General features: G+C 72.2%; 16 protein-coding genes. 5 read left to right on the forward strand and 11 right to left on the reverse strand.

Going from position 1 to position 17,072, the window contains the following annotated elements; translation table 11 throughout:
- Positions 1-40 precede the first annotated feature (40 nt).
- From QI554_RS12440 to QI554_RS12485, 10 genes are read right to left on the reverse strand one after another with little or no spacing between them, the layout of a single operon-like run.
- Complete coding sequence (locus QI554_RS12440) at positions 41-1,681, reverse strand: NADH-quinone oxidoreductase subunit N (protein ID WP_281469227.1); 1,641 nt, start codon at positions 1,679-1,681, stop codon at positions 41-43.
- Positions 1,678-3,252 carry a complex I subunit 4 family protein gene (locus QI554_RS12445; protein WP_281469229.1) on the reverse strand — a complete coding sequence of 525 codons (1,575 nt, stop codon included), beginning with the start codon at positions 3,250-3,252 and terminating at the stop codon, positions 1,678-1,680. The genes QI554_RS12440 and QI554_RS12445 overlap by 4 nt, the downstream gene beginning before the upstream one ends.
- Positions 3,249-5,171: an NADH-quinone oxidoreductase subunit 5 family protein gene (locus QI554_RS12450; RefSeq protein ID WP_281469231.1), complete on the reverse strand. Its 1,923-nt coding sequence runs from the start codon at positions 5,169-5,171 to the stop codon at positions 3,249-3,251. Before QI554_RS12450 ends, QI554_RS12445 begins: the two co-directional genes overlap by 4 nt.
- Positions 5,168-5,542 carry an NADH-quinone oxidoreductase subunit NuoK gene (gene nuoK, locus QI554_RS12455; RefSeq protein ID WP_281469233.1) on the reverse strand — a complete coding sequence of 125 codons (375 nt, stop codon included), beginning with the start codon at positions 5,540-5,542 and terminating at the stop codon, positions 5,168-5,170. Before nuoK ends, QI554_RS12450 begins: the two co-directional genes overlap by 4 nt.
- Before the next feature lie 4 nt (positions 5,543-5,546).
- The gene (locus QI554_RS12460) at positions 5,547-6,143 is read right to left on the reverse strand and encodes an NADH-quinone oxidoreductase subunit J family protein (RefSeq protein ID WP_425527960.1); all 597 of its coding nucleotides are present in this window, start codon (positions 6,141-6,143) and stop codon (positions 5,547-5,549) included.
- Positions 6,140-6,727 carry a NuoI/complex I 23 kDa subunit family protein gene (locus QI554_RS12465; protein WP_281469235.1) on the reverse strand — a complete coding sequence of 196 codons (588 nt, stop codon included), beginning with the start codon at positions 6,725-6,727 and terminating at the stop codon, positions 6,140-6,142. Before QI554_RS12465 ends, QI554_RS12460 begins: the two co-directional genes overlap by 4 nt.
- Entirely contained in the window at positions 6,724-7,683 is a 960-nt protein-coding gene (locus tag QI554_RS12470) for a complex I subunit 1/NuoH family protein (protein WP_281469237.1), read from the reverse strand. Before QI554_RS12470 ends, QI554_RS12465 begins: the two co-directional genes overlap by 4 nt.
- A complete protein-coding gene (locus QI554_RS12475) occupies positions 7,680-8,741 on the reverse strand; it encodes an NADH-quinone oxidoreductase subunit C (RefSeq protein WP_281469239.1) in 1,062 nt (353 codons plus the stop codon). The genes QI554_RS12470 and QI554_RS12475 overlap by 4 nt, the downstream gene beginning before the upstream one ends.
- Complete coding sequence (locus QI554_RS12480; protein ID WP_281469241.1) at positions 8,738-9,370, reverse strand: NADH-quinone oxidoreductase subunit B; 633 nt, start codon at positions 9,368-9,370, stop codon at positions 8,738-8,740. Before QI554_RS12480 ends, QI554_RS12475 begins: the two co-directional genes overlap by 4 nt.
- The gene (locus tag QI554_RS12485; protein ID WP_281469243.1) at positions 9,361-9,738 is read right to left on the reverse strand and encodes an NADH-quinone oxidoreductase subunit A; all 378 of its coding nucleotides are present in this window, start codon (positions 9,736-9,738) and stop codon (positions 9,361-9,363) included. The genes QI554_RS12480 and QI554_RS12485 overlap by 10 nt, the downstream gene beginning before the upstream one ends.
- Before the next feature lie 244 nt (positions 9,739-9,982).
- Between QI554_RS12485 and QI554_RS12490 the strand changes: the two genes are divergently transcribed.
- From QI554_RS12490 to QI554_RS12510, 5 genes are all read left to right on the forward strand, one after another.
- On the forward strand, positions 9,983-11,314 hold the full coding sequence (locus tag QI554_RS12490) for a sensor histidine kinase (RefSeq protein ID WP_281469245.1): 1,332 nt from the start codon (positions 9,983-9,985) through the stop codon (positions 11,312-11,314).
- 149 nt (positions 11,315-11,463) lie between these two features.
- Positions 11,464-12,108 (forward strand): response regulator transcription factor, encoded by a 645-nt coding sequence (locus QI554_RS12495; RefSeq protein WP_281469247.1) that lies wholly within the window; start codon positions 11,464-11,466, stop codon positions 12,106-12,108.
- A gap of 247 nt (positions 12,109-12,355) precedes the next feature.
- Positions 12,356-14,218, forward strand: coding sequence for a 2-oxoacid:acceptor oxidoreductase subunit alpha (locus QI554_RS12500; protein WP_281469249.1), 1,863 nt, complete (start codon positions 12,356-12,358; stop codon positions 14,216-14,218).
- On the forward strand, positions 14,211-15,305 hold the full coding sequence (locus QI554_RS12505; RefSeq protein WP_281469251.1) for a 2-oxoacid:ferredoxin oxidoreductase subunit beta: 1,095 nt from the start codon (positions 14,211-14,213) through the stop codon (positions 15,303-15,305). Before QI554_RS12500 ends, QI554_RS12505 begins: the two co-directional genes overlap by 8 nt.
- Positions 15,306-15,424: 119 nt before the next feature.
- Positions 15,425-16,174: an ANTAR domain-containing protein gene (locus QI554_RS12510; protein WP_281469253.1), complete on the forward strand. Its 750-nt coding sequence runs from the start codon at positions 15,425-15,427 to the stop codon at positions 16,172-16,174.
- Positions 16,175-16,226: 52 nt separating this feature from the next.
- On the opposite strand, the gene QI554_RS12515 is transcribed toward QI554_RS12510, so the two are convergent.
- Positions 16,227-16,796 (reverse strand): hypothetical protein, encoded by a 570-nt coding sequence (locus QI554_RS12515; RefSeq protein ID WP_281469256.1) that lies wholly within the window; start codon positions 16,794-16,796, stop codon positions 16,227-16,229.
- Positions 16,797-17,072 lie beyond the last annotated feature (276 nt).

Below are 17,072 nucleotides of genomic sequence, written 5' to 3' on the forward strand. Positions count from 1 at the left end.
CCCACAGAGCCGACGTCACGCCTGCCCGGGCCCCGCCCGGTCAGCCCAGCAGCCCCGGAACCGTCAGCACCCGCAGCACGATCTGCGGCGCCACCGACAGCACGACGCCGAGCCCGAAGGCCAGGCCGATGGCGACCGCGAAGGGCGCTGGTACGCGCAACGTCCCGCCCGAGCCCAGGGTTCCCGCGGCCTCGCCGTCGCCCGCGACCGGCGGCGGGCCCGGCACCGGCGGCTGGAACAGCAGGGCCGTCCACACCAGGTAGTAGTAGAGCGCGACGACGACGTTGACGGCCATGACGACCGCGAGCCACCCCGTGCCGCCCGCGACCACCGACTGGAACACCGCGACCTTCGCGAACAGCCCCATCAACCCCGGCGGGAGCCCGGCCAGGCAGAGCAGGAAGAACGCCATCGCGAGCGCGAGCCACGGCCGGACGCGCACGAGGCCCCGGTAGTCGCCGACCACGCCGGTCGGCCGGTCGCGGCCGACCGTGGCGACCACCGCGAACGCGCCGAGGTTCATGACGGCGTACACCGCGAGGTACGCGACCGACGCGGGCAGCCGGTCGGCGAGGTCGGCCCCGTCCCCCGCCGCCGTCCCGAACGGCACCAGCACGTAACCCGACTGCGCGATGGACGACCACGCCAGCAGCCGCACCGCGTCGCCGGAGCCCGTCGCCACGCGCACCGCGACCACGTTGCCGACCGTCATCGTGAGCGCCGCCAGCACCGCCAGCGCGGGCCCCCACACATGCGCGTACGGCCGCAGCCCGATCCCCGCGACCAGCAGCAGCCCCGCGAACCCGGCCGTCTTCGACACCACAGACAGGTACGCGGCCACGGGCACCGGCGCGCCCCGATAGGTGTCCGGCAGCCAGAAGTGGAACGGCACCGCCGCGACCTTGAACGCGAAACCGACCAGCACCAGCCCTGCCCCGGTCGCCGCGACGGTGTCGAGCTTCGGGTCGAGCGTGGTCAGCGCCGCCGCGATCCGGTCGAGGTGGACGGCGCCGGTCGCCCCGTAGAGCAGGCTGACGCCGAACAGCAGCACGGCGGTCGCGGCGACGGACAGCAGGAAGTACTTGAGCGCGGCCTCGCCGCCGCGCGCGTCGCGGCGCAGGCCGACCAGCGCGAAGGCGGGCAGCGACAGCGTCTCGAGCGCCACCACCAGCGTCACCAGGTCGCGCGCGGCCGCGAGGGTGACCGCGCCGGCCACGGAAGCCAGCAGCAGGAAGTGGTACTCGCCGCCCGGCACGGCGCGGTCGGAGCCGCTCTCGTCGGCCCACGGCCGCGGCGCGGTCATCGGCATCGACAGCAGCACGACGACCGCCGCCGAGCCGATCAGCACCAGTTGCAGCACGAGCGTGAGGTCGGAGACGACGTACGAACAGGCCGGCGGCCCGCCGGTGGCCGGGTCCGCGGGCGCGCAGAACGTCGCCCGCCCGCCGCCGCGCAGCGGCAGCAGGAGCCCGAGCGCGGTCGCCAGCCCCGCGAGCGACAGCCACGCCAGCCACACCTTGCGCGGGCCGCTCAGGAACAGGTCGGCGAGCAGCACCACGAGCGCGGCGGACGCGACGGCGAGCGGCGGCGCGATGGCCGCCCAGTCGATGTCCTGCACGAGCGACAGCGGCCCGTGCGCCGCCGCGAGCACGGAACCGCCGGTCGGCGGAACGGGGTTCATGCGCCGCCTCCCAGCAGTGCGCGCACGGCGGGATCGGTGACGGCGAGCAACGTCGCGGGCCACAGGCCGAGGACCACGGTGAACGCGACGAGCGGTGCCCACGCGACGACGTCGACGCGTCCGACGTCCGGCAGCGGGTCGACGCGCACCAGCGGCGCGCCCTCCGCCATGGGCCCGACGTCGTCGGTCTCGGACGTCCCCGACGCGGCGAGCCCGGGGCCGCCGCAGACAGCGCGCACGATGCCCAGCATGTACGCGGCGGTCAGCACCGTCCCCAGCGCCGCCGCGACGAGCAGCACCAGGAACAGCCCTCGGCTGAGCTCGTCCGCCGGGTGGTAGGCGCCGTACATCGCGAGCAGTTCGCCCCAGAACCCGGCGAGCCCCGGCAGCCCCAGCCCCGCGACGGCCGCGAAGGCGAGCAGCCCGCCCAGGCGCGGCGCCCGCGCGTACAGGCTGCCGCCGATGCGGCCGAGCAGCGCGGTGCCGCTGCGTTCCTTGACCGCGCCGGCGAGGAAGAACAGCAGGCCGGTGATGAGGCCGTGCCCGATGTTGACGAACAGCGCGCCGTTGATGCCCTGCGCGGTCAGCGTCGCGATGCCGAGCAGCGCGAAGCCCATGTGGCCGACGGACGAGTAGGCGATGATCCGCTTCAGGTCGCCGTCGGGCGAGCGCAGCAGCGCGAGGCACACCAGCGAGCCGTACACGATCCCGACGGCGCCGAACGCCCCCAGGTAGGGCGCGAACTCCTCGGCGCCCTGCGGCAGCGCCGGCACCGCGATGCGGACCAGCCCATACGTGCCCATCTTGAGCAGCACCCCGGCGAGCAGCACCGAGCCGCCGGTCGGCGCGGCCGTGTGCGCGTCGGGCAGCCAGGTGTGCAGCGGCCACATGGGCACCTTGACCGCGAGGCCGAGCCCGATCGCGAGGAACGCCGTGATCTGGACGCCGCGCGACATGCCGTCGCCGCCGCGCGCCGCCAGCTCGGTGATGTCGAACGTGCCGGTGTGCGCCTGGACGAGCAGGAAGCCCAGCAGCATGAGCGCCGAGCCGAGCAACGTGTACAGGATGAACTTGAAGGCCGCGGGGCCGCGTTCGCCAGGGGTGCCCCATCGCGCGATGAGGAAGTACATCGGGACGAGCACGACCTCGAACGCCAGGAAGAACAGGATGAGGTCGAGCGCCGCGAAGGTGCCCAGCACGCCGGCTTCGAGGACGAGCACGAGCGCGACGTACGCGCGGGCGCTCCCGCCGTCCGGAAGTTTCCCCAGGCTGTGGACGGCGACCAGGAACGTCAGCAGCGCGGTCAGCACGATCAGCGGCAGCGAGATGCCGTCCACGCCGAGGTGGAAGCGCAGCCCGAGCGACGACGCCCACGCCCGGTCGGTCTCGAACTGCATGGTGCGCGCGTCGTCGCGGTCGAACGCGCCGGCGAGCACGACGGTCAGGCCCAGCACGGCGCCGGTCACGGCGACCCCGGCGTACCGCGCCCGACGGTCGTCCACAGGGAACGCGATGAGGGCGGACCCGGCGATCAGCGGCAGCACGATGGCGACGATCAGCACGACGCTCATGCCCGCACCGCCACGGTGACCGCGAGCACCACGAATCCGGCGAGCACTCCGGCGAGGTACACCTGCACGTTTCCGTTCTGGCTGCGTCTGACGCCGCCGCCCGCGAGCCAGGTGCCCTGGGCGGCGGCGTGCACGTAGCCGTCGATGACGACGCGGTCGACGAACCGGGTGGCGCGCGCGGCGAGCCACACCGGGCGTACGACGACCGCGTCGTACAAGCGGTCGACGTCGAAGCCGCGTTCGGCGGGCCCGCGCAGGCGCCCGAGGACGCGCGCCGGGTCGGCCGCCGGGTCGCGGCGCCACAGCGCGTACACGGCGCCCGCGCCCAGCGCGAGGAGCGCGACGGCGGCGAGCGACGTGCCCAGCCGGGGCGCGAGGTCGTAGTACGCCGGGGCCTGCAGCAGCAGGCCGTTCGCCGCGTCGGCGCTGCCGTACGCGCGTCCGTCGGCGTCGCCGAGCCACGCCGGCAGCCACGATTCGTTCAGGCCGATGACGCCGAGCAGCACCGTCGGGACGGTCAGCACGGCGAGCGGCCACAGCATCAGGACCGGCGTGGGCCCGTGCGGTTCGGGCGCCGGCTTGCGCGCCTCGCCGAAGAACACCCGCAGCCACAGCCGCGTCGCGTACGCCGCGGTCAGCCCGGCCGTCAGCACGCCCGCGACGATCACCAGCCAGCCCGTGACGGCGGGCGGCGCCCCCGCTCCCCCGTCGATCGCGGTGTGCTCGGCCGCGCCGAGCACCGCCTCCTTGCTGAAGAAGCCGGACAGCGGCGGAACGCCGACCAGCGCCCCGAGCCCGGCCGTCATCGTCCAGAACACCAGCGGTTCGCGCCGCCGCAGCCCGCCCATGTCGCTGATCCGGCCGGTGCCCGCCAGGTGGATGACCACGCCCGCGGCGAGGAACAGCAGCGCCTTGAACGCGCCGTGCGTGAGCAGGTGGAAGACCGCCGCGTCGCGCCCGCCGGCCGCCAGGCCGCCGGTCATGTACGCGAGCTGGCTGACCGTCGACCAGGCGAGCACCCGTTTGAGGTCGTCCTGCGCGAACGCGAACAGCGCCGAGGAGACCATGGTCAGCGCGGCCATGACGGCGAGCACGACGAGCGTGGCGTCCGACGCGAGGAACACCGGGTACAGGCGGGCCACGACGTACGCGCCCGCCGCGACCATGGTGGCGGCGTGGATGAGCGCGCTGACCGGTGTCGGGCCGGTCATCGCGTCGGGAAGCCAGGTCTGCAGCGGGACCTGCGCCGACTTGCCGGCCACGCCGCCGAGCATGAGCAGCGTCCCCGCGGTCGCCCAGCCGGCGCCGCCCGGCGGCACGCCGTCGACGATCGCGCCGATGCGGAACGAGCCCGCGCCGACCCCGAGCACCAGGACGCCGATGAGGAACGGCACGTCGCCGAGCTTGGTGACCAGGAACGCCTTCACCGCGGCGGCGCGCGCGACCTCGGTCTCCCAGTAGTGCCCGATCAGGAAGTACGAGCACACGCCCATGACTTCCCAGCCGACCAGCAGCACGATCAGGTCGCCGGTGTAGACGACCAGCAGCATCGCGGCGCTGAACAGCGAGATCAGCGCCGCGTACGACGAGTAGCGCGGGTCCTTGCGCATGTAGGCCGCGGAGTAGACCTGCACGAGCAGCGCGACCGTCGCGACCAGCGCGGCGACGATCGCCGAGAGTCCGTCGACCCGCATGGACAGCGTGATGTCGAGCGCGCCGGTCGGGGTCAGCTCGGTGCCGTGCTCGGTCACACCGCCGGAGTCGTGCCGTACCGCGACCGCCCAGGTGAGCAGCACGGAAGCGGCGAGCGGCAGGGTCGCGAGCGCCCGTGCGGCCGCAGGGAAGCGGCGGCCGAACGCCAGTCCGAGGACGGCGGCGAGGAACGGCAGGCCGGTGGCCAGCGCCGCTGCCGTGGTCATGCGGCCTCGCTTCCGGGTCGGGTCCTGGCGGTACGGAGCCGGCGCCGGGCCCGCGGCACCGCGCCCGGCTCGGCGAGGTCGCGCAGCGCCGACACGTCCGACGTCGCGCGGTTGCGGAAGATCATGAGCACGATCGCCAGGCCGAGTCCGATCTCGGCGGCCGCGATCGTGATGACGAACAGCGTGAGCGCCTGACCCGCGTGCAACGTGTCGCGCAGCCACATGTCGAACGCGACGAGGTTGACGTTGACGGCGTTCAGCATCAGCTCGACCGACATCAGCACCAGGACGGCGTTGCGGCGCGCGAGGACGCCGTACAGGCCGATGCCGAACAGCAGCACCGCGAGCACCAGCGGATAGACGAGGTGCATCGGATCACCGCCCCTTGCCGTCGGCGTCGGCGCGGCCCCGCGACAGCACGATCGCGCCGATCAGCGCCGCGAGCAGCAGCACCGACAGCACCTCGAACGGCAGCACCCACACCCGGAACAGGCTCTCGCCGGTCACCCGCGCCGAACCGTCGTCGGTCTTCCCGAGGTCGAGGTACGCGCTGTGGAACGCGTCGACGACGACGGTCAGCAGCGTCGCCGTCGCCCCGACCGCCACCAGCACGGCCGGCCACCGCTTCAGCGAGTCCAGCTCGGTCGACCGGCCGATCGGCGCCCGGGTCAGCATGAGGCCGAACAGCAGCAGCACGACGACCGCGCCGATGTAGATGAGCACTTGCACCCACGCGATGAACTCGGCGGTCAGCAGCAGGTACTCGGCGGCCAGGCCGCCGAGGGTCACGACGAGCCACAGCGCGGCGTGCACGATCTGGCTGGTCGTCACGACGAGCAGCGCCGAGCCGAGCACGACCAGGCCGATGAGGACGAACGCCACCTCGGCCCCGGTCGGCGACAGGAACCCCGGGCCGCCGCGGCCGGACAGGTCGGCGGCCGCGACCGTGGCCGCGGCGAGACCGGCGGTCACGCGTCACCGCCGGGGGACGCCGGGCCGTTCGGCTCGCGCCCCTGCGGCTGCTCCTGCTCGAGCTCCTTGGCGAGCTTGGCGGCGTTGCGGCGCGCCATCGCCAGCTCCTTCGGCTCCTCGGCCCGCTCGTCGAGCGGGGGCGGGGCGGGCACCGTCCACATCCACTCGCGCAACGTGTCCTTCTCGTGGGTCAGCGCCTGAATGTCGTCGGTCGCGTACTCGAACTCCGGCGACCAGAACAGCGCGTCGAACGGACACACCTCGACGCAGATCCCGCAGTACATGCACAGCGCGAAATCGATCGCGAAACGGTCGAGGACGTTGCGGGTCCGGTCGCGCGCGCCCGGCTCCTTCGCCGGCACGACCTCCTTGTGCGAGTCGATGTAGATGCACCAGTCCGGGCACTCGCGCGCGCACAGCATGCAGACCGTGCAGTTCTCCTCGAACAGCGCGATCACCCCGCGCGAACGCGGCGGCAGCTCCGGCAGCACCTCGGGATAGCCCTGGGTGACGGAACGCTTCGTCATCGTCTTCAGCGTGACGGCCAGGCCCTTGGCGAGACCCGCGCCGGGGATCCTGCTCATGCGATCGCCACCCTCACGACACCCGTCAGGACGAGCTGCGCCAGCGCGAGCGGGATGAGGCCCGTCCAGGCGAGCTTCTGGAGCTGGTCCTCGCGCAGCCGCGGGTAGCTGACGCGCAGCCAGATCACGACGAACGCGAGGACGCCGGTCTTCAGCAGCGTCCACAGCCAGCCGAGGTCGTCCGACCAGGGCCCGTGCCAGCCGCCGAGGAACAGCACCGTGGTCAGCGCGCACAGGACGAGGATCCCGGCGTACTCGGCGAGCAGGAACAGCGCGAACCGCAGGCCGGTGTACTCGGTGTACGCGCCGAAGATGATCTCCGAGTCGGCCACCGGCATGTCGAACGGCGGCCGCTGCAACTCGGCGAGCCCCGCGGTGAAGAACACCACGCCGCCGACCGCCTGCCAGGGCAGCCACCACCACTCCCACTGGCCGAGGATGCCGGTGAGCGACAGCGTCCCGGCCGCCATGGCCACGGACGCGCCGGCGAGCAGCATCGGCAGCTCGTACGCCATCAGCTGCGCGGCGGTGCGGAGCGATCCGAGCAGCGAGAACTTGTTGGCGGACGCCCAGCCGCCCATCAGCGACCCGAGCACCCCGACGCCCATGACGGCGAGCACGAAGAACACGCCCGCGTCGATGCTGCGCCCGACGAGGTCGCCGGACCCGACGGGGATCGCGATGAGCACGACCATGTACGGGATGAGCGCGATCGCGGGAGCGAGCCGGAACACCCGGCGGTCGGCCCCGGCGGGGACGACGTCCTCCTTCTGGGCGAACTTGACCCCGTCGGCCACCAGTTGCGCCCATCCGTGGAACGCTCCGGCGTAGATGGGGCCGACGCGGGCCTGCATGTGTCCCATGACCTTGTGCTCGGTCTGCCCGATCACCAACGGGAAAACCAGGAACGCGGCGAGCACGAGCGCCAGGCGGACGAGCACCTCGACGACGGTCACGCGTCCTCCTCGGACGAGGGGCTGGGCGGCTCAGCAGTGGGCGGCTCGACGGACGGGGGCTCGGCACCAGGCGGCGCGGAGGACGGCGGCTCAGGCGCGGGCGGCGCGGCAGGCGGCACGTCCTGACTCGCGGAGCCGTCGGACGCACGCCGAGCGCGGCGCGGCCGACCGGCGGGCGGCTGCGGCTCTGGCCGCGACTCCGGCTCCGGCGATGGTGGCGCTTCCTCCGGAGCCGGGGTCTGCCGGCTCGTCGAGCCGTCGGACGCACGCCGGGCGCGGCGTGGCCCGTCGGCGGGTGGCTGCGGCGCCTGCTCCGGCTCCGATTCGGGCGACGGCGGTGCTTCCTCCGCGTCTCCGGGCTTTTGGCTGGCGGAGCCCTGGGAGGCGCTTCGGGTGCGGCGGGGGCGGTCCGGGCGGGCGGGGCGGTCGCCTGGGGTGCGGCCTGCACGGCCGACGCGGGGGGCTTCGGGCTCGTCGGGGGCCGGTTCGGGCGCGGGCTCGGTGGCGTGCGGGCCCCACTCCGCCGGGTCGGGGACGCCGGGAGGCAGTATGCGGCGGCGACCCGGCGAGCGGGCCGCGCCGGTGTGCGCGTCGGACTCGCCGGGCTCCTTGGCGCCCGGCCACGGCTTGGCGACGCGGGAGGCCAGGATGAAGTCCTTGCGCAGCGGGTGGCCTTCGAAGCCCTCGGGCAGCAGCAGCGGGACCGGGTGCGGGTGGGCGTCGAAGACGACGCCGAACATCTCGGCGGTCTCCCGCTCGTGCCAGGCGGCGCCGGCGTAGACGCCGGTCGCCGTCGGGAGGTGGGCGGCGTCGCGGGGGACGCGGGTGCGCAGGAGCAGCCGCGGGCCCGGCGCGGTGCACAGGTGCGCGGCGACGGTGAACCCGTCGGCGAGCTCGTCGACGGCGGTGAGCCAGTCGAAGTACGTGAGGCCGAGCTCGTCGCGGGCCGCGGTGAGCGCCTCGATCCAGCGGTCGGCCGGCACGTCCACGGTGGTGAGGCCGTACGCGTCGGACACCGCGACGTCGCCGAGCGCGCCGCGGATCTCGTCGGGTGTCACACCGCACCGCCGGGGGGCGTCTCGTCGGTGCCGCCCGCGCCCGGGGCGGCCGGGGGCTCGACCAGCGGGCGGCGCAGCGCCGCCGCCGGGACCGCGGGTGCCGGGGCGGGTGCTGCGTAGCGGTCCGCCAGCGACTCCGTGGCGATCTTCTCCTGGAGTTTGAGGATGCCCTGGAGCAGCGCCTCGGGGCGCGGCGGGCAGCCCGGCACGTAGACATCGACGGGGATGATCTGGTCGACGCCCTTGGTGACGCAGTACGAGTCCCAGTAGGGGCCGCCGCAGTTCGCGCAGGAGCCGAACGAGATCACGTACTTGGGCTCCGGCATCTGCTCGTAGAGCCGCTTGATCGCGGGGGCCATCTTGTCGGTCACCGTGCCGGACACGATCATCAGGTCGGCCTGCCGCGGCCCGGGCGCGAACGGGATCACGCCGAGCCGGATGAAGTCGTGCTTGGCCATCGACGACGCGATGAACTCGATCGCGCAGCAGGCCAGCCCGAAGTTGAAGACCCACAGCGAGTAGCGGCGCCCCCAGTTGAGGACCAGCCGCATCGGGTCGGGGGCCAGGCGCGAGAGCGGACCGAGCTTGGGGGTCGGGAGGGCGACCGGAGCACGCCGGGTCACGTCCACGTCAGCACGCCCTTCCGCCAGGCGTAGAGGAGGCCGACGGCGAGGAAGCCGACGAACACGAACATCTCGACGAGCGTCGTGGTGCCGAAGCCGGGGTCGGCGAAGACGGTCGCCCACGGGAACAGGAAGATCGCGTCGACCGCGAAGATCACGTACAGGTAGGCGTAGATGTAGTAGCGGATGTGGGTCTGCGCCCAGCCCTCGCCGACGGGGTCGACCCCGCACTCGTAGGTCATCAGCTTCTCGACGTTCGGCGCGTGCGGCCGCAGCAGGCGGTTGGCCGCGAACGCCACGGACACGAAGCCGCCGCCGACGAGCAGGACGAGGCCGACGAGCGCGTACGTACTGAAGTAGCCGTGTGCGGTCACCTTGGTACGTCCTCTCGCTGCCCTTCTGTTGCCCCTGTGGCACGGGAGTCTAGGGGGATTGGCCCCGGACTGTCCGCACCGTCCATACCTGTGTCTCCCCCGTAATCTGCCGCTCGCACACCCGCGGGGGTAGGGACAGCCCTACCCCGAAGACTCCGACTCGCGCCATGGGACCTCCGGCCTGTGCCGAGCACAGTGGTACTGCAAGGATCGACCGCAGACCACCCGAGCGAGGACAGCCCCGATGTCGACTGCTGGTACTACCGTGCCCGATGCCGAGCGCCGCGCCCGGGTGCCGCGCCCCGGGTTCTGGCGCGCGCCGATCAGCGCGCGCACGTGGGGCGAGACGATCCACCTCACGCTGAACCTGTTCGTAGGCACCGTCGGCTTCATATTCGTCGTCGTGCTCGTCACGCTCGGCGTGGGCCTGACGCCGCTGTTCCTGGTCGGCCTGCCGATGCTGGCCGGCACCGTCATCTCGTGCCGCGGCTGGGGCGCCATGGAGCGCGCCCGGGCGCGCGCCCTGATGGGCGAGGACACACTCGCCCCGGCACCGTTCAAGCAGAAGTCGTCGGGCGCGTGGGGCTGGATCAAGAGCGGGCTGGGCGACGGCCCTGGCTGGCGCGCAGCGCTCTACCTGTTCCTGATGCTGCCGTGGGGCATCTTCACCTTCACCATGGCGGTGACGCTGTGGGCGGTGACGCTGTCGCTGATCGCCTATCCGGCGCTGCAGCCGCTGTACCGGATGGCCGACCAGCCGGGCGCGATGCTGTGGGGCGACGGGCCCAAGCAGCCGGGCGACGACTTCTACGTCGCGGGCCCGCTGTGGGTGACGGTGACGGTGCTGATCGGCGTCGTGATGCTGTTCCTGACGCCGCAGCTGATCCGCGGCCTGGCGTGGGTCGACCGGGTGATGGTGCGCGCGCTGCTGGGCACCGCGTTCCTGTCGCAGCAGGTGCAGGAGCTGACTGAGAGCCGCGGCGCGGCACTCGACACCGGCGCGGCCGACCTGCGGCGCATCGAGCGCGACCTGCACGACGGCGCGCAGGCCCGTCTGGTGTCGCTGGCCATGGACCTGGGCCTGGCCAAGGAGAAGATGAACGAGGACCCCGAGTCGGCGCAGCGCATGGTCTCGGAGGCGCACAACGAGGTGAAGCTCGCGCTGCGCGAGCTGCGCGACCTGGCGCGCGGCATCCACCCGGCGGTGCTGACCGACCGCGGCCTGGACGCGGCGCTGTCGGCGGTGGCCGCGAAGTGCACGGTGCCGGTCCAGGTGACGGTGGACCTGCCGCTGCGGCCGAGCGCGCCGGTGGAGACGGCCGCGTACTACTGCGTGAGCGAGCTGCTGACCAACGTGTCGAAGCACAGCGGCGCGACGTCCGCCAAGGTGACGGTTTCCGCGCGCGGCAAGCAGCTTTACGCGGTGGTGGAGGACAACGGGCGCGGCGGCGCCGACCCGGCGCACGGGACCGGTCTCGCGGGGCTGGGCGAGCGGGTGCGCGGCGTCGGCGGGGCGCTGCACGTGGACAGCCCGGTGGGCGGCCCGACGCGGGCGACGGTCACTCTTCCGCTGTAGTCCCCCCGCATCGGCGGCTAGGACGCGGCGGGTGCCCGGGCGGGCTGTCCGGGAACCGCCGCCGGTGCCACCGCAGCCTCCCGCATCCGGAAGACTGGTGTCCGCCGGGGCACGGGGTCCCGGCGGGTCGCTGGGAGGCTGCGAGCGTCGTGCGCGTCGTCATCGCTGAGGATTCCGTACTGCTGCGGGACGGGCTCACCCGTCTGCTGGTCGATCGCGGGCACGAGGTGGTGGCCGCCGTCGACGACGCCGAGCAGCTGCTGGCCGTGGCCGCGGAGTTGAAGCCGGACGTGTGCGTGGTCGACGTCCGGATGCCGCCGTCGTTCACCGACGAGGGGATCCGCGCCGCCGTGCGGATGCGGGAGCGGCTGCCGGACGTCGGCGTGCTGATCCTCTCCCAGGCGGTGGAGGAGCAGTACGCGACGGAGCTGCTGGCCGGCAACACCAGCGGGGTGGGATACCTGCTGAAGGACCGGGTCGCCGACGTGGGCGACTTCGTCGACGCGGTGGTGCGGGTGGCCAACGGCGGGACGGCGCTCGACCCCGAGGTGGTGTCGCAACTGCTGGGGCGCAGCCGCAAGCAGAACGTGATCGTCACGCTGACCCCGCGGGAGCGCGAAGTGCTCGGCTATATGGCCGAGGGCCGCAGCAATACGGCGATCGCGCAGGCGATGGTCGTGTCCGACGGGGCGGTCGAAAAACACGTCAGCAACATCTTCGGAAAGCTGGGACTGGCCCCCAGTGAGACCGATCACAGAAGGGTGCTGGCGGTACTCGCTTATCTCGGATCCTGACACTCTGGTGAACGGATTACCGGACCCATGCCATCATCCCCGCGTTCGGAGGCTGGTCCGTCATGGGCCAGTTCTCACCCCGGAAAACGGACAAAATCCACACTCTTGGGTGAAATCCGGCATCGAATCGCTCCCGTGCACCACCTGGGGCCCGCTCAGGGCTCTTCTTGTACAGCCGTACGATGAAACTGCGACATCCGCGCGGTGCGCGGACGACTCTGCCGCAGCGCCGAGGAGGTCCTCACCAGTGACCAAACAGGTCAAGCAGATCGACCGGGTCGTCATCCGGTTCGCGGGCGATTCCGGTGACGGAATGCAGTTGACCGGAGACCGTTTCACGTCCGAAACCGCAAGTTTCGGAAACGACCTGTCGACTCTGCCCAACTTCCCCGCCGAGATCCGCGCGCCAGCCGGAACCCTGCCGGGCGTCTCCAGCTTCCAGCTCCACTTCGCCGACCACGACATCCTCACGCCGGGCGACGCCCCGACGGTCCTGGTCGCGATGAACCCCGCCGCACTCAAGGCCAACATCCGCGACCTGCCCCGCGGAGCCGAGATCATCGTCAACACCGACGAGTTCTCCAAGCGCGCCATGGCCAAGGTCGGGTACGCGACCAACCCGCTCGAAGACGGCTCGCTGGACGCGTACAACATCCACGCCGTGCCGCTCACGACGCTCACGGTCGACGCGCTCGCCGAGTTCGACATCTCCAAGAAGGACGCCGAGCGCGCGAAGAACATGTTCGCGCTGGGCCTGCTGTCGTGGCTCTACCACCGGCCGACCGAGTCGACGATCGCGTTCCTCAAGAAGAAGTTCGCCAAGCTCCCCGTGATCGCCGAGGCCAACGTCGCGGCGTTCAAGGCGGGCTGGAACTTCGGCGAGACCACGGAGGGCTTCGCGGTCTCCTACGAGGTCGCGCCCGCAAAGCTGCCGGCCGGCACGTACCGCAACATCACCGGCAACCTGGCGCTGTCGTACGGCCTGGTCGCCGCGGGTCAGCGCGCCGAGCTCCCGGTGTACCTCGGGTCGTACCCGATCACCCCGGCCTCGGACATCCTGCACGAGCTGGCCAAGCACAAGAACTTCAACGTGCGTACGTTCCAGGCGGAAGACGAGATCGCCGGCATCGGCGCGGCCCTCGGCGCCGCTTTCGGCGGAGCTCTCGGCGTCACCACCACCTCGGGACCGGGTGTCGCGCTGAAGTCCGAGGCGATCGGCCTGGCGGTCTCCCTCGAACTGCCGCTGCTGATCGTCGACGTCCAGCGCGGCGGCCCGTCCACGGGTCTGCCGACGAAGACCGAGCAGTCCGACCTGCTGCAAGCCATGTTCGGCCGCAACGGCGAGGCGCCGGTGCCGATCGTCGCGCCGCGCACCGCGGGCGACTGCTTCGACGCCGCCATCGAGGCCGCCCGGATCGCGCTGAAGTACCGCACGCCGGTCTTCCTGCTGTCCGACGGCTACCTGGCCAACGGCTCCGAGCCGTGGCGCATCCCGAACGTCGACGAGCTGCCCGACCTGCGCGTGGAGTTCGCGACCGAGCCGAACCACGAGACCGAGGACGGCACCAAGGTCTTCTGGCCGTACAAGCGCGACCCCGAGACGCTCGCGCGTCCGTGGGCCGTGCCCGGTACGCCCGGCCTCGAGCACCGCATCGGCGGCATCGAAAAGGCGGACGGCACCGGCGCGATCAACTACGAGCCGGCGAACCACGACTTCATGGTGCGCACGCGCCAGGCCAAGGTCGACGGCATCGCCAAGGACATCCCGGCGCTGGAGGTCGACGACCCGACCGGCGACGCGAAGGTCCTCGTGGTGGGCTGGGGTTCCACCTACGGCCCGATCGCCGCGGGTGTGCGGCGGGTGCGGAGCCAGGGCGGCAAGGTCGCCCAGGCGCACTTCCGGCACCTCAACCCGTTCCCGGCGAACACCGAGGAAGTCCTCAAGAAGTACGACAAGGTGATCGTCCCCGAGATGAACCTGGGGCAGCTGGCGATGCTGCTGCGCGCCCGGTACCTCGTGGACGCCATCTCGTACAACCAGGTCCGCGGCCTGCCGTTCAAGGCCGAGGAACTGGCCCATGTGATCCAGGGGGTCATCGAAGATGTCTGAGGCCACGGCTTCCGCAAACGGGGCCGGCGCGAACGGCCGCAGCGGCTTCCCGTCGCTCACCCTCGTCCCGAAGACGGACGAGAAGCAGACCATGAAGGACTTCAAGTCCGACCAGGAAGTGCGCTGGTGCCCTGGCTGCGGTGACTACGCGATCCTCGCCGCGGTCCAGGGCTTCCTCCCGGAGCTCGGGCTGCGCAAGGAGAACATCGTGTTCGTGTCGGGCATCGGCTGCTCCAGCCGGTTCCCGTACTACATGAACACGTACGGCATGCACTCGATCCACGGGCGCGCCCCGGCCATCGCGACCGGCCTGGCGTCGTCGCGGCAGGACCTGAGCGTGTGGGTGGTCACCGGCGACGGCGACGCGCTGTCCATCGGCGGCAACCACCTGATCCACGCGCTGCGCCGCAACGTCAACCTGAAGATCCTGCTGTTCAACAACCGGATCTACGGTCTGACCAAGGGCCAGTACTCGCCGACGTCGGAGTCCGGGAAGATCACGAAGTCGACCCCGCTCGGGTCGCTCGACCACCCGTTCAACCCGATCAGCGTGGCGATCGGCGCCGAGGCGACCTTCGTCGCGCGCACGATCGACTCCGACCGCAAGCACCTCACCTCGGTGCTGCGCGAGGCGGCCGCGCACCCGGGCACCGCGCTGGTGGAGATCTACCAGAACTGCAACATCTTCAACGACGGTGCGTTCGACCAGCTCAAGGACCCGGACACGCGTGACGACGTCACGATCCGGCTCGAGCACGGTCAGCCGATCACCTTCGGCAAGGACGGGCAGTTCGGCGTCATCCGCGGCGCGTCCGGCTCGCTGGACGTCGCCGAGGTGGCGAAGGTCGGCACCGACGCGCTCGTGGTGCACGACGCGCACGCCGAGAACCCGGAGCTGGCGTTCGCGCTGTCCCGGCTCGGCGACCTGACGAGCAACTTCCACACCCCGATCGGCGTGTTCCGCAACGTCGAACGGCCGGTGTACGACACCCTGATGGCCGAGCAGCTGGCCACCGACACCGCGAACCGCGGCGCCGGCGACCTGGCCTCGCTCATCTCGGGCAACGACACCTGGACGATCGCCTGACGGTCCGTCATAGTGCAGGTCGAGGCCCCGGCATCCTTCGCCGGGGCCTCGGCCGTTTCCCGACGGGTTTTTCGCGGTGTCCACCTCCCCCGGCGGCGTGCACGCCTACCGTGGAACGCGTGACCGACGAAGCGACGACGCTCCGCCGCCCTGACCCGCACGCCCGCAGCCGCGCCGAGGCGATCCGCGCGTGGGAGGTCCTCGCCGTCCCCCCCGACTGCTACCACGAGATCGCCGCTTTGGCGGCACGGCTGTTCGACGTGCCGTACTGCGTCGTCACCGTCGTCGACGAGGACCACGTGTGGTTCCACGGCAGACACGGGCTCGACCTGCCGGGCGTCCCGATCGCGCCGGGGCTGTGCCACGAAGTCGTGGTCACCGGCCGCGCGTGCGGCCTCGACAACGCCGCCGCCGACCCGCTGGCGTGCGCGAACCCGCTGGTCGCCGGGGAGTTCGGGCTGCGCTTCTACATCGGGGTCCCGCTGCGTACCGCCGACGGGCACGACATCGGCACGCTGTCGGTGTTCGACACCAAGCCGCGCCCCGTGCCGCACGAACGGCTCGACGTGCTGGTGTCGCTCGCCGGGCTGGTGGTCCGCGAGTTCGAGATCCGCCTCGCGGCCCGCGAAGCGGTCGCCCGCGAGCAGGAGGAACGCCTCGCCGTCCAGGGCCGGTTCGCCGACCTCACCGCGGCACTCGGCACGCACGGCACCATCGGGCAGGCCATGGGCATCCTCATGGCACAGCGCAAGATGGACTCGCAGGCCGCGTTCGCCGCCCTGCGCGACGTGTCGCAGCGCAACAACATCAAACTCGCGGAGGTCGCGCAGCGGCTGGTCGCCGACGTGGAACGGCAGTTGGGGCGCTGACGGGGAGCGGCACTCGGGGCGCTGACGGCGAGTCCGCCGCGCCCCTTCCCGCTCACACGACGCCGCGCACCCGGCTGCGCACCACCGCGGACACCCAGTCGGACAACAGTGCGGACAGGTCGGTCTCGGCCTCGACCAGATCCGGCGCCATCGAGTACACCACCACCGCGAGGCTGAACCGCGGCCTGCGCAACGCGGCCACCGCACACGACCGCACGCCCTTGCCGCGTAGCGCACGCGCGGCGTCCGGCCAGCGCGACTCGCGCTCCAGATCGGGCAGCCGCACCGCGCCACCCCGGCACAGTACTTCGGCGACCGGCCCGGGCCGCGCCACGTCGTGCGCGCCCACCAGTTCGCTCAGCTGCTCGTCGGTCGCGACCTCGGCGAGCAGCCGGTCCTCGCGCCAGAACACCAGCGTGACGTCCCGCGCGTCGGGGAGCCTGCGCAAAGCCAGTTCGCCCACCGCGGAGAGCAACTCCGCCGCGTCGAGCGACTGCGGCGGCCGCACCTCGCGGAGCGGATAGGCGAGCACCGAGTCGCGGGCCAGGTCGAACGGCCGGGTGCCGAAGTCACGGTTCGGCTGCGACGGGAACGGACGGGCGCGGAACGGGTCGGTGGTCATGGCCCCACCCCTTGAGCGTGCGGGCAGACTCGGGCCGGACCCGCACGCCGCCGTCGGCGCGCGGGCGAATGCCCGCCGGGCCACGGCAGCGGAGTCCGGTGCGGCTGACTGTCCAACCGAACACCAGCCTACGACTTCCGGGCCTGTCACTGCGCCCCCGCGAGGGACATCCGGTGAAGCGGACCACTGCCGGACCGGACCGCGAAAGCGGACCAACCAACCGGCGAACCCGCATTTCCGACGGGGTGCGGGGGTGTGCGGCGGGCCGGCGGCCGT

Origin of the sequence: Yinghuangia seranimata (genome assembly GCF_029953285.1) — a bacterium.
GTDB lineage: Bacteria > Actinomycetota > Actinomycetes > Streptomycetales > Streptomycetaceae > Yinghuangia > Yinghuangia seranimata.

What these genes read in the sequence shown, in the direction of transcription:
- QI554_RS12440 (WP_281469227.1), bottom strand. Translation starts at nt 1,681, where the DNA reads ATGAACCCCGTTCCGCCGACCGGCGGTTCCGTGCTCGCGGCGGCGCAC.
- QI554_RS12445 (WP_281469229.1), bottom strand. Translation starts at nt 3,252, where the DNA reads ATGAGCGTCGTGCTGATCGTCGCCATCGTGCTGCCGCTGATCGCCGGG.
- QI554_RS12450 (WP_281469231.1), bottom strand. Translation starts at nt 5,171, where the DNA reads ATGACCACGGCAGCGGCGCTGGCCACCGGCCTGCCGTTCCTCGCCGCC.
- nuoK (WP_281469233.1), bottom strand. Translation starts at nt 5,542, where the DNA reads ATGCACCTCGTCTATCCGCTGGTGCTCGCGGTGCTGCTGTTCGGCATC.
- QI554_RS12465 (WP_281469235.1), bottom strand. Translation starts at nt 6,727, where the DNA reads ATGAGCAGGATCCCCGGCGCGGGTCTCGCCAAGGGCCTGGCCGTCACG.
- QI554_RS12490 (WP_281469245.1), top strand. Translation starts at nt 9,983, where the DNA reads ATGTCGACTGCTGGTACTACCGTGCCCGATGCCGAGCGCCGCGCCCGG.
- QI554_RS12505 (WP_281469251.1), top strand. Translation starts at nt 14,211, where the DNA reads ATGTCTGAGGCCACGGCTTCCGCAAACGGGGCCGGCGCGAACGGCCGC.
- QI554_RS12515 (WP_281469256.1), bottom strand. Translation starts at nt 16,796, where the DNA reads ATGACCACCGACCCGTTCCGCGCCCGTCCGTTCCCGTCGCAGCCGAAC.